Origin of the sequence: Prevotella sp. P2-180, from assembly GCF_002251435.1 — a bacterium.
Taxonomy (GTDB): Bacteria; Bacteroidota; Bacteroidia; order Bacteroidales; family Bacteroidaceae; genus Prevotella.
In genome coordinates this window covers 1-23643 of record NZ_NPJI01000067.1, presented here as the reverse complement: position 1 = coordinate 23643, position 23643 = coordinate 1, and the positions used below count along the sequence as shown (strand labels likewise).

22 protein-coding genes and 1 pseudogene are annotated in these 23643 nt (G+C 45.7%); 7 read left to right on the top strand and 16 right to left on the bottom strand.

Features of this window, described 5'->3' with window-relative positions:
• Nucleotides 1-2 precede the first annotated feature (2 nt).
• From CIK98_RS09240 to CIK98_RS09230, 3 genes are read right to left on the bottom strand one after another with little or no spacing between them, the layout of a single operon-like run.
• Nucleotides 3-860 carry an N-acetylmuramoyl-L-alanine amidase-like domain-containing protein gene (locus tag CIK98_RS09240; protein WP_172409889.1) on the bottom strand — a complete coding sequence of 286 codons (858 nt, stop codon included), beginning with the start codon at nt 858-860 and terminating at the stop codon, nt 3-5.
• A 28-nt stretch (nt 861-888) separates the two neighbouring features.
• Nucleotides 889-2007: a DUF4421 domain-containing protein gene (locus tag CIK98_RS09235; protein WP_253249681.1), complete on the bottom strand. Its 1119-nt coding sequence runs from the start codon at nt 2005-2007 to the stop codon at nt 889-891.
• A gap of 24 nt (nt 2008-2031) precedes the next feature.
• The gene (locus tag CIK98_RS09230) at nt 2032-3015 is read right to left on the bottom strand and encodes a Gfo/Idh/MocA family protein (RefSeq protein ID WP_094383951.1); all 984 of its coding nucleotides are present in this window, start codon (nt 3013-3015) and stop codon (nt 2032-2034) included.
• Nucleotides 3016-3095: 80 nt separating this feature from the next.
• Here CIK98_RS09230 and CIK98_RS09225 point away from each other — a divergent pair, with 80 nt between their 5' ends.
• The 6 genes from CIK98_RS09225 to CIK98_RS09200 all read left to right on the top strand — a co-directional run bounded on the left by CIK98_RS09225 (nt 3096) and on the right by CIK98_RS09200 (nt 8988).
• Complete coding sequence (locus CIK98_RS09225; protein WP_141210492.1) at nt 3096-4073, top strand: hypothetical protein; 978 nt, start codon at nt 3096-3098, stop codon at nt 4071-4073.
• Nucleotides 4074-4093: 20 nt separating this feature from the next.
• A complete protein-coding gene (gene hisB / locus CIK98_RS09220) occupies nt 4094-5164 on the top strand; it encodes a bifunctional histidinol-phosphatase/imidazoleglycerol-phosphate dehydratase HisB (RefSeq protein ID WP_094383949.1) in 1071 nt (356 codons plus the stop codon).
• Between the two features lie 30 nt (nt 5165-5194).
• On the top strand, nt 5195-6679 hold the full coding sequence (locus CIK98_RS09215) for a cobyric acid synthase (RefSeq protein WP_094383948.1): 1485 nt from the start codon (nt 5195-5197) through the stop codon (nt 6677-6679).
• A 50-nt stretch (nt 6680-6729) separates the two neighbouring features.
• Nucleotides 6730-7728: an aminotransferase class I/II-fold pyridoxal phosphate-dependent enzyme gene (locus CIK98_RS09210; RefSeq protein ID WP_094383947.1), complete on the top strand. Its 999-nt coding sequence runs from the start codon at nt 6730-6732 to the stop codon at nt 7726-7728.
• Between the two features lie 237 nt (nt 7729-7965).
• Nucleotides 7966-8160 (top strand): type II toxin-antitoxin system YafQ family toxin, encoded by a 195-nt coding sequence (locus tag CIK98_RS09205; protein ID WP_253249695.1) that lies wholly within the window; start codon nt 7966-7968, stop codon nt 8158-8160.
• Nucleotides 8161-8223: 63 nt separating this feature from the next.
• Complete coding sequence (locus CIK98_RS09200) at nt 8224-8988, top strand: Abi family protein (protein WP_094383945.1); 765 nt, start codon at nt 8224-8226, stop codon at nt 8986-8988.
• A 78-nt stretch (nt 8989-9066) separates the two neighbouring features.
• Here the strand turns inward: CIK98_RS09200 and CIK98_RS18160 are convergent, their stop codons facing one another.
• The 13 genes and pseudogenes from CIK98_RS18160 to CIK98_RS09155 form a co-directional block, all read right to left on the bottom strand.
• Nucleotides 9067-9228 carry a hypothetical protein gene (locus CIK98_RS18160; RefSeq protein WP_172409888.1) on the bottom strand — a complete coding sequence of 54 codons (162 nt, stop codon included), beginning with the start codon at nt 9226-9228 and terminating at the stop codon, nt 9067-9069.
• Between the two features lie 42 nt (nt 9229-9270).
• Nucleotides 9271-9468 (bottom strand): hypothetical protein, encoded by a 198-nt coding sequence (locus CIK98_RS17680; RefSeq protein ID WP_141210491.1) that lies wholly within the window; start codon nt 9466-9468, stop codon nt 9271-9273.
• Between the two features lie 165 nt (nt 9469-9633).
• A complete protein-coding gene (locus CIK98_RS09190) occupies nt 9634-11121 on the bottom strand; it encodes a hypothetical protein (RefSeq protein WP_094383943.1) in 1488 nt (495 codons plus the stop codon).
• A gap of 191 nt (nt 11122-11312) precedes the next feature.
• The gene (locus tag CIK98_RS18155; RefSeq protein ID WP_172409887.1) at nt 11313-11489 is read right to left on the bottom strand and encodes a hypothetical protein; all 177 of its coding nucleotides are present in this window, start codon (nt 11487-11489) and stop codon (nt 11313-11315) included.
• Nucleotides 11490-11571: 82 nt separating this feature from the next.
• On the bottom strand, nt 11572-11787 hold the full coding sequence (locus tag CIK98_RS09185; protein ID WP_141210490.1) for a hypothetical protein: 216 nt from the start codon (nt 11785-11787) through the stop codon (nt 11572-11574).
• Between the two features lie 343 nt (nt 11788-12130).
• Complete coding sequence (locus tag CIK98_RS09180; RefSeq protein ID WP_094383941.1) at nt 12131-12979, bottom strand: Rpn family recombination-promoting nuclease/putative transposase; 849 nt, start codon at nt 12977-12979, stop codon at nt 12131-12133.
• A 237-nt stretch (nt 12980-13216) separates the two neighbouring features.
• Nucleotides 13217-13375 (bottom strand): DUF3791 domain-containing protein, encoded by a 159-nt coding sequence (locus CIK98_RS09175; protein ID WP_094383940.1) that lies wholly within the window; start codon nt 13373-13375, stop codon nt 13217-13219.
• A gap of 190 nt (nt 13376-13565) precedes the next feature.
• The gene (locus CIK98_RS09170) at nt 13566-15704 is read right to left on the bottom strand and encodes a rhamnogalacturonan lyase (protein ID WP_141210489.1); all 2139 of its coding nucleotides are present in this window, start codon (nt 15702-15704) and stop codon (nt 13566-13568) included.
• Nucleotides 15705-15915: 211 nt separating this feature from the next.
• Nucleotides 15916-16023: pseudogene (locus tag CIK98_RS18705) on the bottom strand (transcriptional regulator); the annotation flags it as partial.
• A 113-nt stretch (nt 16024-16136) separates the two neighbouring features.
• Entirely contained in the window at nt 16137-16295 is a 159-nt protein-coding gene (locus CIK98_RS18150; protein WP_172409886.1) for a hypothetical protein, read from the bottom strand.
• A 391-nt stretch (nt 16296-16686) separates the two neighbouring features.
• Nucleotides 16687-17970: an ATP-binding protein gene (locus CIK98_RS09160; RefSeq protein WP_094383938.1), complete on the bottom strand. Its 1284-nt coding sequence runs from the start codon at nt 17968-17970 to the stop codon at nt 16687-16689.
• Between the two features lie 114 nt (nt 17971-18084).
• Nucleotides 18085-18240 carry a hypothetical protein gene (locus CIK98_RS18145; protein WP_172409885.1) on the bottom strand — a complete coding sequence of 52 codons (156 nt, stop codon included), beginning with the start codon at nt 18238-18240 and terminating at the stop codon, nt 18085-18087.
• A 13-nt stretch (nt 18241-18253) separates the two neighbouring features.
• Complete coding sequence (locus CIK98_RS09155) at nt 18254-18595, bottom strand: hypothetical protein (protein WP_094383937.1); 342 nt, start codon at nt 18593-18595, stop codon at nt 18254-18256.
• A 492-nt stretch (nt 18596-19087) separates the two neighbouring features.
• Between CIK98_RS09155 and CIK98_RS09150 the strand changes: the two genes are divergently transcribed.
• Entirely contained in the window at nt 19088-23494 is a 4407-nt protein-coding gene (locus CIK98_RS09150) for a GLUG motif-containing protein (protein WP_094383936.1), read from the top strand.
• The last annotated feature ends 149 nt before the right edge of the window (nt 23495-23643 follow it).

Sequence of the window (23643 nt, the reverse complement as noted above, 5' to 3'; positions counted from 1 at the left end):
ATTTATAATTCAACATTCATAATCCTTACCACCCGAATGCCTGTAAAGGTCTTATGCCTTGCAAGATAAGCCCCGAGAGGTTCTGTGTCCTCCACCACTTTTTTCTTTGTCATGGAAGCATGCAGAAGGTGTAGCCCGTCTTTCTTCCAAATGGCAAACCCCACATGTGCTATGTCAAGGCCTTGCTTTGATGTGGTGATGGCAATGATGTCGCCGTCGGATATTGCCCGTCTCGTCTCCGGCGAGTCCTTCACCAGATGCTTTGGTATGTAGTATGCCTCCATACCGTCCAACAGTCTTTCGTGTCGACGTATTTCGGCCACCATCTCCGGGTGTTTCACCAGCATGGCGTACTTGCTGGAGTTGTCGCCCATGAAGCGCAGACGCAGTGTCTGTCTTGCCATAAATGGGGCGGCGGCATGCTCCACTTCTTCCACTATTCCTTTCCTTGTATTGTCGATTATCCATTCTGAGAAATAGTGTATTCGGCTTGTATAGCCAGATATCTTACCTCCTCGATACCTTATGGTACGCAACAGCGAGAGATAGTCGCCGAAGCGATATTTCTTTTTGGCTGAACAAAGAGCCAGGGCAGTGACATTCTCCACCAGTGTGGTGCAGTCAAGCTGGCGCGTGTTAACAACGAGGCGCTCAGGATCGGCCACCTCAAGCGTGTGAGCCACGTAAGGTTTACCTATGAGTCTGCGGGCGAAAAAAATCACCTTATTGTCGCTAGCCTTAAGAGCCTTTGACTCTCTCAGCAGACGCTCCACAAGGACGCTGTCGGCTGGAGCGTATACTGCATTCCTTTCGGCTGACAACACTTTCTGGCTACATAGTACTACCAGAAGACTACACATTATTATATATATATAGTTTCGCATCCTATTATTTCGTTTTCTTTTTCCGATACTTGTCTTTCACCCCGAAATTCATTCCGAGATAGATATTCAGACTCCCGAATATATGATTGGCCGAGAATCGAGACTTGTGGTAATTGTAGCTGTGGAGTATCACATTTGCACCAGTATACCACCTCATGTTGTTATACACGAGACCAAATCGGCCTATGCCGTCGAGATTGAAGTTGTTGAACGTGAATCCCGACTCATCGTCCTCACCCACATTGCCTGTCGACTTCTTGTAAGCAAGTGCAACCGACACGCTGGAACAGAACAGCCAGTTTTTGGCAAACACCCAATTATAGGCATAGCCTGCAGACATGTTAATGTCGTAATATTTAACACTATTGAACATCAGCGAACTGTCTATCCTAACGTTATCTATGCCCACTTTGTCTTCCACCACACGACTCAACTTATCGTGGTCAAGGTCAAGGCTCTGCTTTGTATATCCTATACCGGCAAGCCACGATCCACAACTGACCTTCTGTATTGTGCTCTGTGAGAACGCCGCCGGATATGAGAAGCGGTTGTGGTTGAAAATGTAGTAGAGGTTGAATCCTGTGATACCCACGTTCAATCCGTCGAATTCCACATTCTTCAGTTTCGACACGTCCACTCCTTCGTCGAAACAAGCCTTCCTTATCTTGTAGTCATTACCTGTACGCCTATAGAACAGGTCGACGCCTATTTGCGAACTGTATAGACTGAGAGCGAACTCTTTTTTCAGCTTGTTGTCCTTCACGCCAATGTTCTTCAGTTCGAAGGTATATCCAAGAAACAGCCATCGCCATCCGAAATAAGGTCCAACCCTCATGACCACATCAGGCGAAAGCATCACCTCCTGTCCGTTGCCGCTCCTGAGCCAATACATGTCGAGATTATAGGTTGTCTGCACCATAAGAGCATAATTATAATGCTGAGGCTCTATATAGGCAGTGTCGATGGCACTGAAACCACGAACGGTCTTGCGAATTGAACCTATGGTAGACGAAGTCTCTACCCTTGTAGTGTCGGCAGACTTTGCCGTGGCAATAGCCGACACCATACAAAAGCACATCATAATCATCACGCGCCATAGCGTAGAAGTACCTTTCGTTACCATTGTCAAAACCACCACTCTTTTACATCAGAACTTACCTAATATTCTGTCCATCACCCAATTGACGGGAGTGGCCGACACACTTGTACACGTACACACACCTATTCCCTGCAGATGTTCTATCACACTCTTTATCAGAGGATACTGAACATAAGGCGGATTAGGCACCGTGATGGCCTCTGTTCCATCAAGAGTATGCAGATATATGGGGTCGTAGTTGAACACCGAGAAGCTCACCTGCCCCTTGTCGCCGATGACTTCTATTCTGTCTTCCTTTGCCGACTCATGAGCCACGAAACACCACGACCCACTTCCTGGCAGTCCGCTCTCAAACCGGAAGCATGCGCTCACCGAGTCCTCCACTTTATAAAGGTTTGCACGGTTGGCACATATACCGTTGGCCTCCACAATCACGCCAAACATCTCCTGTAGCAAGTCAAGCTGGTGAGGGGCCAGGTCGTAGAAATATCCTCCACCGGCAATGTCGGGCTGAAGGCGCCAAGGAAGGTTTTCGGAATGAGTATAGTCAAGGTCACGAGGTGGTACTGCAAATCTCACCTGCACGTTCATCACATTGCCTATGGTACCGTTGCAAACTATGTCCTTCACCTTTTGGAAATATGGCAGGTAGCGACGATAATAAGCCACGAAGCATGGAACATGGGTCTCCTCGCTCACACGATTGATGCGGGCACAGTCTTCATAGGTGGAAGCCAGCGGTTTTTCTACATATACAGGCTTGCCCGCCTTCATGGCCATTATGGCGAAGGTGGCGTGACTCGACGGTGGAGTCGCTATATATATGGCATTTACGTCGGGGTCGTCGATAAGTTCCTGAGCATCGGTATACCACTTGTTGATGCCGTGTTTCTCAGCATAACGTCGGGCATTTTTCTCGCTTCGGCTCATCACCGCCTCAACAGTAGATCCAGGCACTTCACTGAACGCCGGACCGCTTTTTTTCTCTGTCACTTCACCGCATCCGATGAAGCCCCACTTCAATATTTTCATAATAAGTATTAATAATGTTGGCAAAGATAACAAAAAATCACTATCTTTGCAACTCTAAAAGAAAATAAAAACATAAAAAAATGGAAAATAACAACGAAGAAGCCCTTTTTAGGGGTCGTAGCTCACGTTCTTGCGTAAGAATGGGCTGCAGATTGTACTTATCTAACTTTCGGAGAATCCTAAAGTCATCATGGATTCCGGCATTGCTTTTCGCCGTTTGCAATAGCGTCGTCGGCACCATTGCAGTCATACAATATCCGCGTCTCAACCTTAATGCTTTCGTGCATCCTCAACAAATGCCTGCATTATTTGATGACTATTTGGCGGTATTTACCATTTCTGCCCTAGCATTTCTCATTGGCGGACTTATGGAAGTGGCTACTTATTCCTGCTCGTTCAGACTGCTCGACCGTCACCGCGAGACATCCACTATCCCCCAGCCTACATCGTTTTTCTCTTTCTCACGGCAATGGGCATGGCGCTCACTGAAGGGATTCCTCTCTACGGCTCTGACGGCAGTGGTTATCACGGCCATTGTAGCTTTATTCTATTACGCGCTCCTGACCTTCATTAACAAGGTGGGTGGAAAGGATCTGATCCCTCTTTCCTTGACTTGGATTCCCACACTGCTCACACTCTTTGGTCTGCTTCCGCCACTTCTTTACATGAACACGAAATATATTCTTGACACAAACGTGAAATTCTGGTCTTCAGCAGTGTCAAGCTACATGGTTGGACTGCGCCACTGCGGACAACTGATAGTCGTGCTGCTTATGGCATTTGTCATAGTCATTATCGTGTCGTCGATACTATCATTCCCGGCCATTGTCGTTGCAACGGCAAACTTCCAGGCCAACATCGGATTATTATACGGCGACCCTCTCGGCATGCCTTCATACATCATTCCGCTCACAGCAGTCGTCATGGCCTTTGCCGGTTTCGTGGAGGTTATGACACGCCTTGTGGTCTTCTATACGGGCTACTATGCCTATGGTTCAATAGAAGTACAGGAAGAAGAGAAGAAAAAATTCAACAAAGACATACAAGATACATTATAAATCTACAATAACATTATATAATGAAACGAATACTATTTATTGATCGCGACGGCACTCTAATCGAAGAACCAGCCGACGAGCAGATTGACTCTTTCGAGAAACTGAAGTTTACACAAGGTATGTTCAAAAACCTTGCTTTCATAAAGTCAAAGCTCGACTTTGAGTTTGTGATGGTTTCCAATCAGGATGGACTCGGCACATCATCATTCCCCGAGAACACATTCTGGCCCGTACATAACTTCATTCTGCAATCGCTTGAAGGTGAAGGCATAACATTCGATGAGATACTTATCGACCGACACTTCCCCGAAGACAACGCCGACACACGTAAGCCCAACACCGGACTTGTGAGAAAATATATCGACAACCCAGAATACGACATTGCCGAAAGCTACGTGATAGGCGACCGCGACACCGATAGACAGTTTGCGGAAAACATCGGCTGCAAATCGCTCATCCTCGGACGCGACGGCATGACATGGGACAAGATTGCCGAACTGCTTTTTGCCGGCGAGCGACAGGCAGAGGTGAAACGAACGACAAAAGAAACCGACATTTTTGTGGCCGTAAACCTTGACGGACACGGCAAGTGCGACATCTCAACAGGATTGGGATTCTTCGACCATATGCTCGAACAGATTGGCAAGCACGGCATGATCGACCTCACCATAAAGACAAAAGGCGACCTGGAAGTTGACGAGCATCACACCATAGAAGATACGGCACTCGCCTTAGGCGAATGTCTGAAAAAGGCACTCGGCGACAAGCGAGGCATTGAACGCTACGGATACTCACTGCCCATGGACGACTGCCTATGCAGTGTGGCACTCGACTTCGGCGGACGCCCCTGGCTTGTATGGGACGCAGAGTTCAAACGTGAGAAAATCGGCGAGATGCCCACCGAGATGTTCCTTCATTTCTTCAAAAGCCTTAGCGACTCTGCCATGATGAACCTCAACATCAAGGCCGAGGGACAGAACGAACACCACAAGATTGAGGGCATATTCAAGGCTTTGGCAAGAAGCATAAAAATGGCTGTTAGGCGCGATGTTTATCACTACGAACTGCCAAGTACCAAGGGAGCCTTGTAAAACCAAGCGGGACCCATTGATCCAAAGACGATGAAAACAGTAAAGAGACTTAGAAACATAATGTTTGTTGGAACGGGCAGCGATGTGGGCAAAAGCGTCATCGCTGCCGCCTTTTGTCGAATATTCAGACAAGACGGCTTCCACCCGGCTCCGTTCAAGGCCCAGAACATGGCACTCAACTCGTATGCCACGCCCGAAGGACTGGAAATAGGAAGGGCGCAGGCTGCACAGGCCGAGGCTGCCATGATACCGTGTCATGTGGACATGAACCCCATCTTGCTCAAACCGCAGTCAGACCACACTTCACAAGTGGTGCTAAACGGTAAGCCGATAGGTAACCGCGACGCTTACAGTTATTTTCGCGGAGAGGGCAAGGACTGGCTCAGGCGCGAGGCATGCGAGGCTTTCGACCGACTGGCTTCACGCTTCTCCCCCATCGTCATGGAAGGTGCCGGAAGCATCTCTGAACAGAACCTTCGCGACAGGGACATCGTGAATATGCCTATGGCACAACATGCCGATGCCGACGTGATTCTCGTGGGCGACATCGACCGTGGCGGAGTGTTCGCCAGCCTCTACGGCAGCGTAATGCTCCAGTCTCCTGACGACCGTCGTCGCATTAAGGGAATCATTGTCAACAAGTTCCGCGGCGACCTACGTCTTTTTGACGACGGGCGAAGGATAATTGAGGAGCTATGCGAGGTACCTGTACTTGGTGTAGTGCCATATCTCGAAGACATCGGTGTGGATGACGAAGACAGCGTGGTGCTCGACAAGAAACAACGCCACGCCAAGGAAAACAAGGTGAACGTTGCCGTGGTAAAACTCAGACATCTGAGCAATTTCACCGACTTCAACGCCATTGAGCAAGACCATCGCCTCAATGTGTATTACACCACAGAAAGAGAGCAGTTGCTAAGGGCCGACATCATCATTCTTCCAGGCTGCAAGGCCACTATCGACGACCTGCGTCATTTGAAAAAAGAGGGTGTGGCAGACACTATTAGAGAAGCTCACAGACAAGGCACAACCGTCTTCGGCATTTGCGGAGGCTATCAGATGCTCGGCATGAGCATCGATGACCCGCGGTGCACGGAGGGCGACGCCATACACATCGAAGGTATAGGACTTCTTCCAATGCGCACCGTCATGGGCGAGAAGAAAATCACATGCCAGACAGAGTTCACACTCGTCTCAGGAAGCGAAAAGATGCGAGGCTACGAAATCCATCAAGGCATTTCCACCCCTATCGACGAAGAAACATATAAACCTTTGACCATAAAGGCCGACGGCACTCCCGAAGGCTGCATTGCCGACAGCCACTGCATGGGCACCTATCTCCATGGTTGTCTCGACAATGCCGCCATGGTCGACTTCCTGCTCGGCCAAAGCGCCACAACCCCATTCGACTTCGCCGCCTACAAGGAACAACACTTTGATCGCCTTGCCGACCATGTCAGGAAGCATGTTGACATGGCAAAAGTGTATGAATTCCTAAGTGCAAATGATCTTTAACCCTTTAACCCTTTAATCTTTTAATCCTTTAATTTTTAATTTCATCTCAGATGATCACCGGCCACGGAGACGACATATACAGTTATGATGATATTCGGATAAACTTCAGTTCGAACATCTATTCCCATGCAGACATCACACCGCTTGTGGAACACTTACGAGGTGAGATGGCGAAGATATGCAATTACCCAGAACCTGAGGCACTGACACTCGAGGCAAAGATAGCCGCAGAGGAGGGTATCGACGCCGAATGTGTCATAGTCACCAACGGAGCGACAGAAGCCATTTATCTCGCTGCCGAGGCTTGCCGCAACCTCGGCTTGTCGCATCATCACATCATCCAACCAACATTTTCGGAATATGCTGACGCCTGTCGCAATGCAGGACTTATCGTCCAAGATGAAGCAGACTATGTCACCAACGTCGTGTGGATATGCAATCCCAACAATCCCACTGGCGAGGCGGTAGATGCAAGCGGAACGATGTTGTTGGCAAGGGAATACCAAGCCCTGATTATCGACCAGTCATACGAGTATTTCACCTCAATAAAGATGATGACAGCCCGGGAAGCCGTCGACGCAGGAAATATCCTACAGATACATTCCATGACAAAGACCTGCGCCATTCCCGGTCTTCGACTAGGATATATCGTCACCTCCTGCCGCTTTGCCGATGCCATCAGGAAGTGCATACGTCCGTGGAGCGTGAACGCCCTCGCAATATCAGCCGGACATTTTATACTCGACAATGGTTTCAAGGCAGTCACAAACCCCTGCAATTATCTCGCGGAAGCCCGTAGACTGCGCGACGGCCTCAACGCGATAGAAGGCATATCAGTAATGACCACCGACACCAACTTTATGCTCTGCGAACTGTCTGTTGGCACTGCCGCCCAACTGAAACAATGGCTTGCACGAGAACACCACATCCTCATCCGCGACGCCTCCAACTTCCCCACCCTCACTCCCCGCCATTTTCGCGTGGCAGCGCAAAGCAAGGAAGAAAACGACTCACTCATCCACGCTATTAGACAATGGATAGAGGAGTGAGGAGACTAAATGGTTATTAAATCACTGGACATTAGGACAATGACAGTCACGACAATATATCTGTTGTAATTATCTCATTATATACTGTTGTAATTCTTTCGCATTGCCTGTTTACATTTCCACAGGACAGGCTATCATGTTATGTTCCGCAGTGCGGTTTCTACGTTCCGCAGTGGTGAACATACATTCCGCAGTGGCGAACGTACGTTCCGCAGTGCGGAACATAAACCGAACACAGTGCAAAGATACATTAAAACAAGGTATTATGCAAACATCTATCCGACTATCTTTATACATTTACAACGGGTCAGAGGCGGGTCAGAGAAATGGGAGTGTCACATTGAATCCGACTGGCTTCTTGTTTGGATTCAGGAAAACGACACGATGACACTTCTCTTCCTTGATACAGGAACTCATTCAGACATATTTTGAGAATCACAGAATCACATGGACAGGTTCGTCGCCCCGAAAGAGTGAACCAATGTACCTGTCCCTCTGACCCGTTTTTCTGATGATGCAAGTTTTGACACTGTCATTCAACGGTATGAGTTTGACAAAAGGCTAAGGAGCATACTATTTGCCGCAATCGAGATTCTGGAAGTTGGACTACGCACCAAATTCATAACCACATTATCGTTGGCTACTAATTCAGGGCTGTGGTATCTTGACTCGTCACTGTTTGACAACCGACAGTTTCATGAAAGTGTCGTGTTGGACATGAAAACAGAATTTGGACGAAACTCAGATCCATTTGTCCGCAAATACATTGATGAGCATCCCAATTGGGACAAGAATTCGCTCAGCGGTGACAATCCCGACGCATGGATTATTTTTGAGACAGCCACCTTTGGAACACTCTCAAAGATGTATAAGAATCTCAAAAACCAATCTCCGCTGAAGTCGAGGATTGCTAATGAACTCGGACTCTACTCTGCAAGGGACCTGTCAAGTTGGCTGGAAGCCATATCCGTGTTGAGAAACACCATTGCACATCACTCTCGTATTTGGTACAGGATATTCTCTAAGAAACCTACCAACATAAGAGGACATCGTTATAAGTGGATGGTACAAGACATGACAGAGCATCAAAGGAAACGTGCCTTTGGGGTCATTTCCTGCCTGCTGTATCTTTGCAACGCCATAAAGCCAGACAATACTGTCAAGGATGACATAAAGGATTTGTTCTGTTCCATGCCTGATGTCCCCGTCTTCATGATAGGGTTTACGAGAGGGTGGGATAATAATCCCTTATGGAAATAGCATTGTCCGTATGCTGAATTTATTACAAACAAAGGGAAAAGAGAATCTCTCTTCCCCTTGTTTTTTTGTTTGTGCTGATTACCCAAACACCCCATCGGTAAGATTGACTGCCTGGATTTTCTTGTCGAGGCTCACCTTGACTTCGTCTTCTTCCTCCTTGCATGGCATAGATTGAGCAAGCTCAACATTGCTCATCTGGCTTAACGAAAACGTTCCCCGATATGCAGTAAATGCTTTCATTATCCGATAAGTTTATTAACCTTAACGCCACAAGGTTATTATTCATTGTGGCGCAAGGTTAATAATCTTATCATAAATATCAGTATTATTCGGAAGAAGCTCCATCTTTTCATGCTCCCAAGACTCATCGGTGACAATCTTCTCGCTATGATATTTCTTGATGGTGTATCTGCACGGATAATCATCATCCTTTGGGGAACAGAAGCATTGCGTGTTATTGAAGGACAGTGATATTTTCACATTGGGCAAACTGCCCAATGTGAAAATATCATATAAGCACACATTCCTATCATGAACGGTGTCTGTCCCCGGTTCACGCCTATTTCGTTAGGTGCGAATCAGTGATACCAGCCTCAGTGATTCATGTGATTCACTTCTAACGATGTCCACATCTTGTTTAACAGTCTAATGAAACCACAAGTATGCATGTGAGCCTTGAAGGAAATCACCAGTTGAAGTTCTGATATCAATAGTTACTATATCTTGAACTCCTTTTTCTGCACCAGGAACATACATAGATATTGTTGAGTTAGTTGATGTTATTGTATATTCTTGAGTTTTTTTGTATCCATCTGTTCCTTCAATATGCATAGTTACCTTTGTTCCTTTTTCCATACAATGCAAAACGGCATATGCGTTATAACCTTGATAAGCTACAGGCGAGGACGGATCCAAATAGAAGCGCTGCATCAGAGGTGTTCCTTCTGTAACAATAGGAATAACCTTTGATAAATCATCTGGAGTCATAAGCACTTCAGGCCAACCTCCAGCAGTACCATTAACAACACATCCAATTTTGATATTGTCAGTATATATTTTTTTTAGCAGATTTGCATCTTTGAGCATTTGAATAAAAGCATTTGATAAAGTTGGAGTATTATCTGCGCCAAAAGCAGGAACGCCAGATAATCCGACTCCATTTATTAATGATGCAGCAGCCAATCCTTTTATTGCAGCTGTACATCCAGCAGTGAAACCTGGGGCAGCAGCTATAAAAGCGCCTTCAGTTAAAGCCGTCAATCCTGCAGAAACAGCAGCACACAGGACATAATCACCACCAACAGCAACTAAACATTCACTCACAAAGCCAACTGCACTAAAGACATTGTTGATTGCATCAACCCACTGCTCCATATCAATAGAGGAATATTTACTAGATGGGATTTGAAACAAATATTTTCCTGTTGCAATCTTCTCGTATTGATGAAGTTCACCCCTCCAACTTCCATCTTCTCCAAGAACTGTTAAATATATTGAGGTTGGATCATAAAAATCATCACACTTCTCAAATGTTACTAAAACACTTTGATTGCCATCAGCAGCCGAACGTACTTTTTTTTGAACATAATAATTGTTATTGATAGATGTATTATTCGGTACAATAGAAGTTCTAAACTCACCATTTCTAGAAGCTTTCTTAATTGAAGTTTTTGGTGTGTCTAAGATTCCTATTTCTGTCTTAGTATCAAAATTGACACAAACAGTTGTTTTAGATACAGGCTCATAAGCATTTATGACTCCTTCCGTATCACTTGACCACTCTATATCATAAGTTACTCCAGTATAAGTAACAATTCTTGTTGGTTTCAATTTTTCATCTACATCAATTATAGTATTCCCATCAATATTATCCTTTACAAAAATTTGTTGAATTGATTTTGGTGTACCATCATCGTTTTTTTCTCCATAATAATGTACACTGGTACCATCTGCAACTTGTAAGGCAAGTATTTCAGGGTCATCAACATTCATTACTAGTTCAACTGGATTTTGCTGTTGATTTCCATTGTTGTTATTAATGTCTTCGTTTGAAGGATTATCCTTATTTTCACAAGAGATGAAAAGAGGTAAAATTGCTGCAAAAAGAACTTTAATTAAAAAATTTCTATTCATATTACTTTTAAGTATTAAAAAAGGCGTGCAACCATTCTTTTGCCTGCCTTTCGATTTGGTTACCGCCAAGTGACCTGCATACAAACAAGCACAGAATAGTCCACGCCTTATAAGCGTGAACCTTCAGTCTGCTTGTCCTATGTATGCGAATATTGGCGGTATTCAATCGAAAGAGAACAAGAGCTAAAAGCTCAATATTTTATTTTTATGTCCTTTATCAAGTTTTCAGAACGGAAACGCCGAGTTGATGATTTTGAGGCTTGTGCCTCGTGATTGTTTTCTCTCATTGGGGATGTCAGGATGCCTTTGGCTCTGATGTCCTGCTCGCGTTTCTGTTTTTCCTTTAATGTCTGTTTCTTAATGTTCACTTTTTAATTCAACATTGTATTCTGTCTATGTCCCTATATTATAAATAGGTAGCAGGAGTGAATACGTGTTCCTACTATTTCATCATCTCATTGTAGCAATAAAACTTTCCACACTGTCAATATTGACAATGCCGGCATCTTCTCCACTCTCAGCTTCATTCATAGCTGAGAGTGGAGTCTCATTTGGTATATCGACATCCAAATTATCGGTCATACCAACAATTGTCACTCCTTTCATCAACCCCAAAACACTTTTGAGGTGTTCAAAGATGGAGGGGTTGTCAATCTGTAAAGTCATTGTTGTCATATCTCCAAATATTTACATATCTGATTATTACAGTGTCGTGGGTGCGCACTGTTTTGCGCCACTACGACAATTTCCGTAGGCAAAGATACACCTTTTTATTTAAAACACAAAATTATCCTTATGTTTTTTATACGAAAATGAAGAATTTATGTGAGTATCATACTGTAGAGGTGAAAGGCACAACAGCTTATGCATGGATTTGAGCTCGCATTGCATCATTGCCTCCATGTCACTTCGGGAGTTGTGACTCGTGGAGATAAGGGTGAAAAAGAGGAATAACGGTATAAAAATCCCTTGACTATAAATTCCTTCAGCACGGGGCAGCGGGTCATGATTACAACTTCATAATGTCATCTTCCGACAGTCCTGTTGCCTTTATTATATCGGCTACACTTAAGCCCATTGCCTTTAAATTTTTAGCTGTTAACATTATACCTTCAGCACGACCTTCCATTTTTGCGGTGTCGAGCACGTCGTTCTGCACCATGATGTCGTCCATGTGCTCATCATAAGCCCGACGTTCCTTGTCGCTCATCGTCATATAAAGAAGTTTCTGGCGTGCTTCCCTCAGTCCTGGCGTAGAGGTGTCATCCTTGATGCGGTTGTTCTTCAGATAATCGAGCCATTCCTCTATCGGGGTGGTGGCCACGCTGTTAAACTCGTTCACACGTATGATATAATACTCAGGGAATATGTCCTGGGGCACACGCATACGGAGCTCCTCAGCCTCCTTGATATTCACCTCAAGCAGGTCGTTGGTGTGGACACCGGTGAAGACAGTTTTGCCATGATAGAGATAGTCGCTACCTCTACCAAGGTCGAAGTAGAGGATGTTGATAGAATACACTTTCTTCACCTCGTCATATTTCTGACCTATATCTATATGCTCTGTTATGGCTTTCGATACGCCGTATAGCATTCGCTGAAGGAAATACAACTGGCGAGTAAGTTGCACTTCTACAATTATTATTTCCCCTTTTACGTTCTTAGCCTTGATATCAACACGATTGAATTTGTCGCTGGCACTTTCCTGATTGCCCTCGCTCTCAAGCAGTTCCTCTATCTTCACAACCTCGCCCGTCAGAACCGTGATCAGTCCCTCCAATACGGCGAAGTTGGCCTTGTCGCGCAACATTCGCTTTACTGCCCAGTCAAATCGGATATACTTGTTATTCACTTCCATAAGCGTATGTTTTTATATCTTCGCTGGCAAAGGTACAAAGTTTTTCTGAAACTGCCAAACGTTTAGTGGAATATCTATTTCTTTTCATTTATTAACCGTTCAAATCTGAGAAAAGGAGATTTCTTCAATAAGCATCTTTATCATATAAAAACAGGGACAGAATCGACCCGAAAGAGTGAATATAATATTTATTTATGTATATTATTCATCAATCTCTGCTATGAGCCATTGGCGCCCTTAGGTATGCAATGGTTCGAAACAATTACTGAGATAATCTATCACACCATATTGCGAAAACAAGTCAAGAACTTGTTCGCCTGCCATTCCTTTGGATGCGCCGTATTCTTCGATGCAGAAAGCTACAAATAGTGCAATGTCTTTATCTTTCTTTTCCATTGTCTATCCTTGATTATTTATTGTCACATTTCTGTTTTGTGCAAAGATAATAATATTACTTGGGATTTCCAAATATTTTGTGGAAAAACAGGGAGTTTTGTTGTTATTTTGAGGGAAAAGCGGGCCAGTACCTTGACCCAACTTCAATGGATCAAGATACTGGCCCTCTGACACTTTGGAAATAGAGGCATTATTTTATAACACGAATTTTTCCTCCCCTAATATATACTCCCGCTTTTTTGCCATTAGTTTTAATACCTTGCAAGGTGTAGAAGGCATCGTCATTGCCCATGGCATCCTCACGGATATTGTCGATACCAGTTGATTGCGCCTTAAGATATTCGGCATAGTCGGGCAGGTAATAACCTACGTGTGGAGGCTGGTTATATCCGCTGTTCTGCCATGCCACTCCCATGCGGTAGGTGTGGTCGTGCATAAGTGTCGGTATGGCATGTTCAGTCGGAATGTTTGTCGTGAAGATATTCAGTGTGCATCCGTCTGTTGAGTCCCAAAGGATGATCTCCTCACGCCAGTCGCCGAGAAGGTCGGCAGTGAGGTTGGGAGTCTTCTTCGTACTGTTGCATGTGGAGGAGTTGCCGTAGTCGTAGAGGGTTAACAGTCGTGTCACGCTGCTTCCGTTCCATGTGTCCATAATGTTGCCGTCGAGAAGTTCGTCCTGCAGGTCACCGTTCCAATAGCAGCGGAAGTTGAGCGATGTGCTCTTGGAACTCACCACCTCGTTGGCAGCATTGCGCTGGTTGCGGTCATTGGACGACGAGAACTCATATCCCCTGTTTGCACCGATAATATCCGATGCAATACCTCTTCCGTTGTCTTTTCCTCCTTCCGCACTGCATATTATCTCACCTGTGGCTGCATCGTGCAGGTCCCATCCGTATGGCGACTCCTCATGCACGGTGAATACCTCCATTCCAGGGCGGTCGGGATCGATGTCGCCAACATGCAATGCGTCGCCATGTCCAAATCCTGTTGAGTAGAACAGGGTGCCGTCGTTATTGATAGCTGAGGCTCCGAGGGTAATCTCGTCGCATCCGTCGCCGTCATAGTCACCTACGCTGAGGTTATGATTACCATTTCCGTAGGCTGTTCTGCTGCCGCTTGTTCTTCCCGTCGGCAATGGAGCTGTGTAAGTCTTTGACGTACCATCGCCGTTGGTCACAGTGTATGTAGTCTTGGTGTCCGAAGCATGCAACCACTTTGTCGCAAGTTCTTTACCGTCGAAATCCACAGCCCATATATAAGAATATGTGTAATATCCTCTAAGCATTACTGCCGAAGGATTAGACTTCGGACCGTCAAGATATGCCACAGCGGCAAGATAGCGCTCTCCTCTATTGCCATAATCCTTGTCGGTCTTTCCTGAGCGGTCGTCCCAGTTTTTGGTCCATCCGGCTTCGCCTCCTACACCGCCGTTTCTGTTAGGATTATAATAAATGGTGTGTATGGCCTCGCCCGTCTCGCCGTTGAACACCGTTAGCCATTCCTGTCCGCCTGTCACCTTGCCACTGGAGTTTCGCCAGTCCTTGGTGTTATCTACTGCCTTGATACTCTCGTCGGTGGCAGCATCGCTGACGTAGTTGCCTTTGCCGTCCTTGCTTCCTGCTGCTGTCTTGCATATCATCTCCACCTTGCCGTCACCGTCGAAGTCATAAACGAGGAACTGTGTGTAGTGAGCTCCAGCCCTGATGTTCACACCGAGGTCTATGCGCCATAGTCGGGTGGGCTGCTCTGATGTCATGTCTAATTTATATGCATCGATGAATACATTTCCTGTATATCCCGCTTGTGAGTTATCCTTGGAATTTGATGGGTCCCATTTCACGAAAAGTTCGTATTGCCCGTCGCCATCAACGTCACCCACCGAGCAGTCGTTCGGGGTATAAGAGTAGCTCTCGCCGGCAGGAGTTACTCCGTCAGCCGGACGATCGAGGGTTTGTCTGAGGAAGGTCTTGCTCCAGGGAGTGAATGCCTTTGTGCGCTCCACCTCCTTGCCGTCCCTCTTCACTACAATCTCATAGCTGCTTGTCTTGGTTCCCTTGGTGTCAGTGAAGTTCGACACTTTCGAGTCGCTCTTGATAGTAGTGCCGTCTTTCACGATGTCAAACAGGATGCCTGGTTCATCAGTGCCCAAGATTCTCCAGCTCAGGAATATTCCCCTGCCGCCTGTTGCGGGCAGGGCCACGGGTGCGCGATCGAGGTATTCCATCTGTTCGGCAGGAGTGAAGAAGTGATTGGAGTCATGTTCCTCCGTCGCGTTTATGCCCATTGTAGCGCATGATAGCATTAATGTGCAGATAAGATGTTTCATTTCTTTGTTTTTATAGATGAATAATTATAGGCTGCAAAATTACATGAAAATACGCTATACTAACACAGTGTTTATATATTTAACATTATATTAACCATCATTAGGAGTGCTTCCATCCACGCGCGGACTCAACTATCAAGTGCATAATTACAATAAATCCCCGAAACCGCTTGTACTCAGATTTCGGGGATAATTATTAATGTCACAGGATTTACCATAAAGCCACCTTGCCGCCTTTGCCTAAATCAAGAGTTGCGGAAGAGACACCGAGAGCTTTGAATATACGACTCATTGTAGGCAAGGTGATGACACTCTTTCCGAGAATCACAGAGACAGGTTCGTCGACACGAAAGAGTGAACCAAGGTACCTGTCCCTGTGCCCCTATTCTTTTCATTCTTCTAATGCATTTAACCAAAGGGCGCACTGTCACCTTACGACAGACGGCTGTCATAACTACGACAGTCGGCTGTCATAACTGTGACAGTCTTGGCTAAGACATTAGGCTTGCAGTTGCCATAAGACATCTCGTTTCGTGTTGTATAAGCCAGCTCCGCAAACACCCTACACCCTACATTATTTAGTAGTAGCATCTTGATAATCAGATGGTTAATGAATGTAGGGTGCCTCTCAACCCTACATTAACCCTACATCATCCGTACATTAATTTTTTCATGGTCTCGTTAATCGTTTCCGCGATGACCGATTTTTTCATTTCGATAGCCCGATCAATTCATTGGCGTTTCAATTTGTGTAAGGTGAATGTAGGGTGAATGTAGGGTTGAGGCATACTCTACATTCTGTAAATATCTGAGTAACAGGTATTTATCCTGAAACAATGTAGAGTGTAGGGGTTTAGCGACATTCATCCTTATATTTATTTGCCATCAATCTAAAATTAGGCAAATAACCATAATTGAATGAATGAGGGAATTGCGATATGATAAAGGGATTAAATGACGAAGACAGTGGTCAGTAAGTCGTCTATTGCGCCTTGAGCAGCCATTTCCAACATGGAATAACCTCAATCACCCCATATTCGTCTTTAATGGTCTTTTCCTCATCGTAGGTTATGATTACTCTTCGCTTGCATGACAGGGCTTTAGGCAACTTATGCAGGGCTTCGACTTCTCGTTTTTCTGCCTCATCAGAGCCCTCTATAGAGTATGAAACTTGTATGGCAAGTTCATCTTCGGGGACGTAGAAGTCAACCTCAATATTTTGGTTATAGAAGAATACTCGCTCGTTGTCCTTGTCATTTCCATATTTACGGAAAAGAGAAAGTGCGACGTTATTCTCTAGCAGAGTCGTTGTTGGATCAACCAAGAGAAGACTCAACAAACCGTTGTCAATGAAATAGTACTTGCTATTAGTCTCACGTTCAGCAAATGCAGCACATATATTGTGCAATCTGATTAGGAGCCATGCGTCTTCGCAGTATTCAATATAGCTGCTCGTAGTGGGAGTGGTAATCTTGCCACCAACACTTGACAGAATTTTGGTGACTCTTGAATATGACAATGGCTGTTTCACACTCTCTGCCATCTTCTTTATCATCAACCGCAGGAGATTTGGGTTGCTTATTTTGTTTCTCGCGCAAATATCACCCAGATAGATTTTCTGATACACAGAACTCAGGTAGTTCCTCTTTACGGTGAGATTTACGCTTTCTGGTAATCCTCCCCAGTTTATGTATTCGGCATATTCACGCATTAACATTGATTTTCCTGTTGTGCTCATCAGCGTCTGCTCGTCACAAGGAATATCGCGTGAACGAAGGAACTCCTTGAAACAAAAAGGATATACCTCTACAGGGATGTAACGACCGCCAAGTGTGGTCATTATCTCCTTGGAGAGCATCTTGGCATTTGAGCCAGTGATCCAAACCGTCCGTTTGCTGTCAGCCATACGACGAGCAAACTTCTCCCACCCATCGATGTTATGAATCTCATCTAGGAATAGCATCGGATTGGCGTTGCCAGTCATTTCTATATGACATTCCAGTATAGCATTGAAGTCTTCATAAGTGAAGCCCATCAGACGCTCGTCTTCAAAGCTCAGATAGAGCATGTCATTCCATACGTGCCCCTCACGAAGTAATTGCTGCATCTTTTCGTAAAGGACGAAGGACTTACCTGCCCTACGCACTCCGACAAAAACATAGCAGTTAAATCCCTCGGTAACAATGTCCCTATGGACAATCTGGTAACTTTCAATCTCCCGACGATTGTCGAGCAGAATTTGCTTAAGTTGAGCCTTCTTTATCATATAATATTAAAATATTATTTTAAATTTCTCCGCAAAAGTATAAAATGTTATTTTAATAAACAAGGTTTTCCTCAGCTTTTAAGCATTTTTAAGTCGTAGGTTGCGCCTTGATCACTACAAGATGCCGAGGAATGCTCTCTTTATACGGGAGCATTTCTCGTTGATGGCATTGTCGAGAGGGTTGGTGAGATGGTCAACGCTCACCACCGCAACGTTTCCGAATGCAGCAGCTTGTAGAGGGTTTGTCTCGTGGAGATTAGGGTGAAACATGTGAGTAAGGAGTTTACTTTGTATAACCCGGCGCAGGCAGGTGCATGCCATACATAGTGAGATTGTTCTCACGTGCATATTTCAGTATGCGCAGGCGCGACTGGCGTGCGGCATCAGGATCCATGTCGTATGAAGGACAGTATTCGGGATGCTTCAGTTGGAGAGCAGCACCATGGATAAGGTCGGCAATGACGAGGATGCTGTCTTTCTGGAACACGGTGTGACCAGGAGTATGTCCGTATGCGGCAATGGACTTCACTCCACCTTCGAGAGTGTCGCCAGCCTCGAAAAGATGCAGACGGTCTTTATAGGCACCAAGCACAGCCTTTGCCAAATTGGCATTGTCACTTTTCATGATTACAAAATTGCCAAATAACAACCAAATTCATCAGGCAATTTCTTCATGAATATTGTACATAGTCTCTTTGTGTCTTTGTGTTTAAGAAATAAAACTCTGTGCCTCTGTGTCTCTGTGTTAAAATTATACCAGCTGAATAGTTACGAAAGGCGGCTTAAAACGTTAAACTGTTGTAAATACGAGTAAATTTCTAAGCATTTTGACTTTTGTTTGAGAGAGAATTCGTATCTTTGCAGCGCATCTCGGTATATTCGCTCGCAACCGGGCGATGAGCCACATTAGAATAATAGTATATGAAGATAAAGAAACATACATTGAATACGAGTTATAATCCCTTGAACTACAATGATTTAGGGGGTATCGACTTTGCCGTAACGTCTTCATTCACATATAGATACAGAGCCTTCCGCAGGTGTCAGATGATGGCACAGGCGGAAGGCTCTGTGTGTTTCCTGGTAACTTTACAAGAAAATTAAAAAAAAGAAATATATGAAAAAGAAAATTACACAATTCAGATGGCTCGCCACGATGCTCCTGCTCGTGGCGGCAATGGCCATGCCAAAGATGGCATGGGCGGAGGTTACTACAAGCCAACCCAAAAATGGCGATGGCTCAGCAATGAGTCCTTATGAGATTACAACTGCAGCGGAACTCGCCTGGTTCCGTGACTGGGTCAATGCAGGCAACCCAACAGCCTGCGCCCGCCTCGAGGCTGACATCGACATGAGCAGCGTGTGTCATGCCGCCAATGAAAGTAAAAGTGTGGCTGAACTCAGTTGGGAGCCGATATCAGATTGGTCAAAAGTGAGTGCAAGTGGAAAATTCTGGTATGGCACTTTCGACGGCAACAACAAAACCATCTCCAACCTTTACATCAACACTACAGCACAACGTTCCGGATTGTTCGGTTATATAACTAATAAGGATGCTTCTGAGAGAGGTTCTGTCAAGAACATCAAATTTGAGAATGTAAGTGTCACTTCTTCTGCGTACGGTTTAGGTGTGCTTGCCGGGCAGGCAATAAACACAGACATCAGTGGCATCACGGTGAACAGCGGCACGGTGAATGGAACAGAATACTGCGGAGGAATTGTCGGCTACTTAGGCGGTTCATCGCTATCCGGCTGCATCAACAAAATAGACATCGTTGGCGGCAGCAGTGACGACAATACTAATATCGGCGGAATCGTTGGTTCCGCCGAGGGTTCCTGCTCTATCACCAACTGCGCCAACTATGGCGACGTAAAAGGCAATCGCATGGTTGGCGGAATAGCTGGATCGGCGGACGAAACAACAATTGAGAATGTGTTCTCGTCAGGAGATGTAACTTGTATTGTAACTATTTCATCAGTGACTTGTACCGGTCTTGTAGTGGGAAATATTACCCAGAATGTGACCATATCGGGCAATGTAATATACAACAGCGAGGCCAATTTATCTTACGGCACCACGCAGCAGGCCGCCAAAGCGTTTGGCTATATTTATTCTTCTTCCGCAGTGACAGAAAGCGATGCCACGGGCATGACCAAGAAGCAGTTGGCTACAGGTAAGGCAGCCTATCTGCTCAACGGCTCATCGCCAAACGGCGTATGGGGGCAGCAGATCGGAGTGGACATTTATCCGGTGCTCGACAGCAACAAGAAGGTTTATGGTGGTTACAAGGATTGCCTTGAAATAACCTACTCTAACAATCAGGAAGAACTGAGCGAGAATCCTGTTCATCACTATGACAACGGCTTCTGCAAAGATTGTCATGTATATCAGCCGGCAACACTGAACGCAAACGGCAAGTATGAAATAGGCAATGCCGGTCAGCTATACTGGTTTGCAGCCCTTGTGAATGGTGATGCAAGGGTGTGTGACTATAATGAAACGGACAATCCAACAGGAACAAAGCAGAACAGAGCTGCCAGTGCAGTCCTCACAGCTGATATTACTGTGGATAACAAGAGAATCTGGACACCTATCGGATGGGATGAATCAGGTGATTGCTATGAAGGAACGTTTGATGGCCAGTACCACACTATCAAAGGTTTGTATTATGAGGGTTCGGCATCGCAAGGCATCGGTTTGTTCAGCCAGTTAGAAAGAGGTACAATACAGAACGTCGGAGTGGTAGATTTCAGTTTTTCTTCCACTAATACAGAGTATCGCGTCGCCGGCATTTGCGCATCTAATTTCAGTGGAACAATTAAAAACTGTTTTTGCATAGGTGAGATTCATTCCAGTCGTGCAGGAGGTGTGTGCGCATATAACGAAGGCAATCTCTCCAACTGCTATTTCTCCGGCAAGATTGTCGATGAAACAAATGCGGGAAATGTTGGCGGTGTATGCTACTATAATACAGTCTCCATTTCCAACTGTTACCATAATATCGACTTATTCCCGGGAAAAGCCATCGAGAGTGATTGGGGATATCTTGCGGGGGATGCCCTTGGCAAGACCACAGCCGAGTTTGCAAGCGGCGAGGTGGCATATCTGCTGCAAGGAAACCAAAGCGAAGCTGTATGGGGACAGACCATAGGTTCAGAGCCTTATCCTGTCTTTGGCGGAGCAAAGGTATATGAAGGATATGAAGCCTGCATTAAGCAATATTCAAACAGCAAACTAAGCACAACTCCCACGTCTCATGACTATAGTGAGAATGGCATCTGCAACACGTGCCACGCATACAAGCCGGCTACACTGACCACAGACAAGTATGACATCGACAACGACGGCACCAACGACAACGTCTATGAAATATCCAACGTCGGTCAGCTTTATTGGTTTGCGGCTCTTGTGAATGGCGACACCGGTTTTGAAGGCGTGACGGAGGCAGACGGATCAGCCAATGCAAGGCTCATGAATGATATCATTGTGAATGCCAACGTGCTGAACGGACAAGGAGAGCTGAACGCCGGCACTTCTTACACCGTATGGACACCTATAGGAAACTCTTCCAGCGACTTCAGAGGAATATTCGACGGGGCAGGCCACAGCGTCAGCGGACTCTATATCAATGATACGGAAACTGGCTTTGTTGGCTTTTTCGCATACAGTCGCGGTACAATAAAGAATGTAGGTGTTGTTGATTCCTATATCAAAGGAAATGAACATGTGGCTGGCGTGTGCGCATATAATATGTACGGCACCATCAGCAATTGCTATAACGAAGGCACGGTCTGCGGTGGAGGAAATAATGTCGGCGGAGTGTGCTCGGAATCATACGGAGGAACCGTCACTAACTGCTATAACGCAGGAGCGGTGAGCGGAACCGATAATTATGTCGGCGGCTTGTGTGGAAATAACTATTACGGCACCATCACCTACAGCTTTAACAGAGGACAGGTCAGCGGCGTTTCCAATGTCGGCGGCATTTGCGGACTGGACAGTGAAGGAAATATCAAAAACTGTTATTACCTCAGCGGTACCGCCAATAGCGGTATAGGTTTCGAAAATGATGGCGTAAAAACAGAGAGCAAGACTGAAGAGCAGTTTGCCGACGGCGAGGTATGCTATATGCTTAACGGCTACAGGTCAGCAGGAACCGCAGAGAATCCTCTTATCTGGTATCAGAACCTCTCGGCTGAAGGTGGCGATGCTTATCCTGTGTATACACGCACAGAGACCAATACCGTGTATGGCGGATATGACCATGGCGGGACAACGCTTTATTGCGATAATGATAGCAAAATCCCAACCGCCCATCCTCATGCCCATGGCTACGACCCCACTGCGGAAGATGAGGCAAGCGGCAATCACGACAAGAGTTATGAGGCTAAATTTGTGTGGACGGACAATGCGGAAAAAACCTCTGCTTCCGTTACGGCACGATTCACTTGCCAGGTATGTAATCAAGAATCAACTCCGGTGGTGACTGCTGTGCCGGACTCCGAACACAGCAATGCAACGGCAACTTGTACAAAAGATGCCCAGAACACCTACACAACCTCATACTCATTTACAGGCGCAACTTTCACCGATACCTATAAACAGGTCATCACTCCTGCCCTCGGGCATGATTTGACAAAAATTGAATTCTTTGAGTCGTCTAAGATATACTCCAACGCTTGCAGGAGAACAGGCTGCGGACATAGAGGTTATTACGGTCAAAGTGACGGAACCATGCCGGCTGTTTATAGGGATAATAACACTGGATATGTAGTGGAGAAGGCTGACATTACCGATGCCACGGCATACACCAGCAAGGCAAGGTTCACTGTCGATACACTGAATTATACCCGCAAATTCTCCGACAACAAATGGATGGCAGTCTATGTGCCGTTTGTCATCGACTGCGACATATTGGATGATGAGTATGAGATGGCGGTAATCAACAACTTCCACGAATACGAGCAGGAAGACGGTTCATATAAAGTGGTGCTGGAAGTGAAGCGTGTGACCCGCGGCGGCACGATACCGGCCCTCACTCCATGTCTCATCCGCATGAAGACAGCGCCTGAGGCAGAAACCTCAAAGACCCTGACCTTCACAAATGTCGCATTTGAGCCGGCAGCCCAAAAGTACATCGACTGCGCAAGTATGACAAGCTATTATAAATTCCTTGGCACGCTGGAAAGCAAGGACGGATTTAATGAAGCCACTGACTATGTGCTGAGTAACGGCATATTGTATAGGGGCGGTATTAACACCCATCTTCTTCCGCAGCGTTGGTATCTGTCAACCTCCCTCATCTCTAACGGCAGCATCGCTTCCAATGCCAAGGTGCGCAGCATCTCTATCGGCGTGATAGGCGACGGCGATACAACGGGCATAGAGGAAATATATGTCAACACAGAGTCATGTGCCGACGCTGATTCTAACTCCGCTATCTACGACCTACAGGGTCGCAAGTTGAGCCGCGAGCCTCAGAAGGGCATATATATTAAAAATGGTGTGAAACTGGTGAAGTAATAATCAATTGAAAATTTAATTCACTCAAGTTTCGGAAGTAAAAATTCAGTACTCTATGCCGTCTGTGCAAGTTGGCTTAGTAATGCCATTCTGCGACTGTCAGCAATGACTTGTTTGAGTACAGTCTCCTCGTCGCATTCCAGTATTTC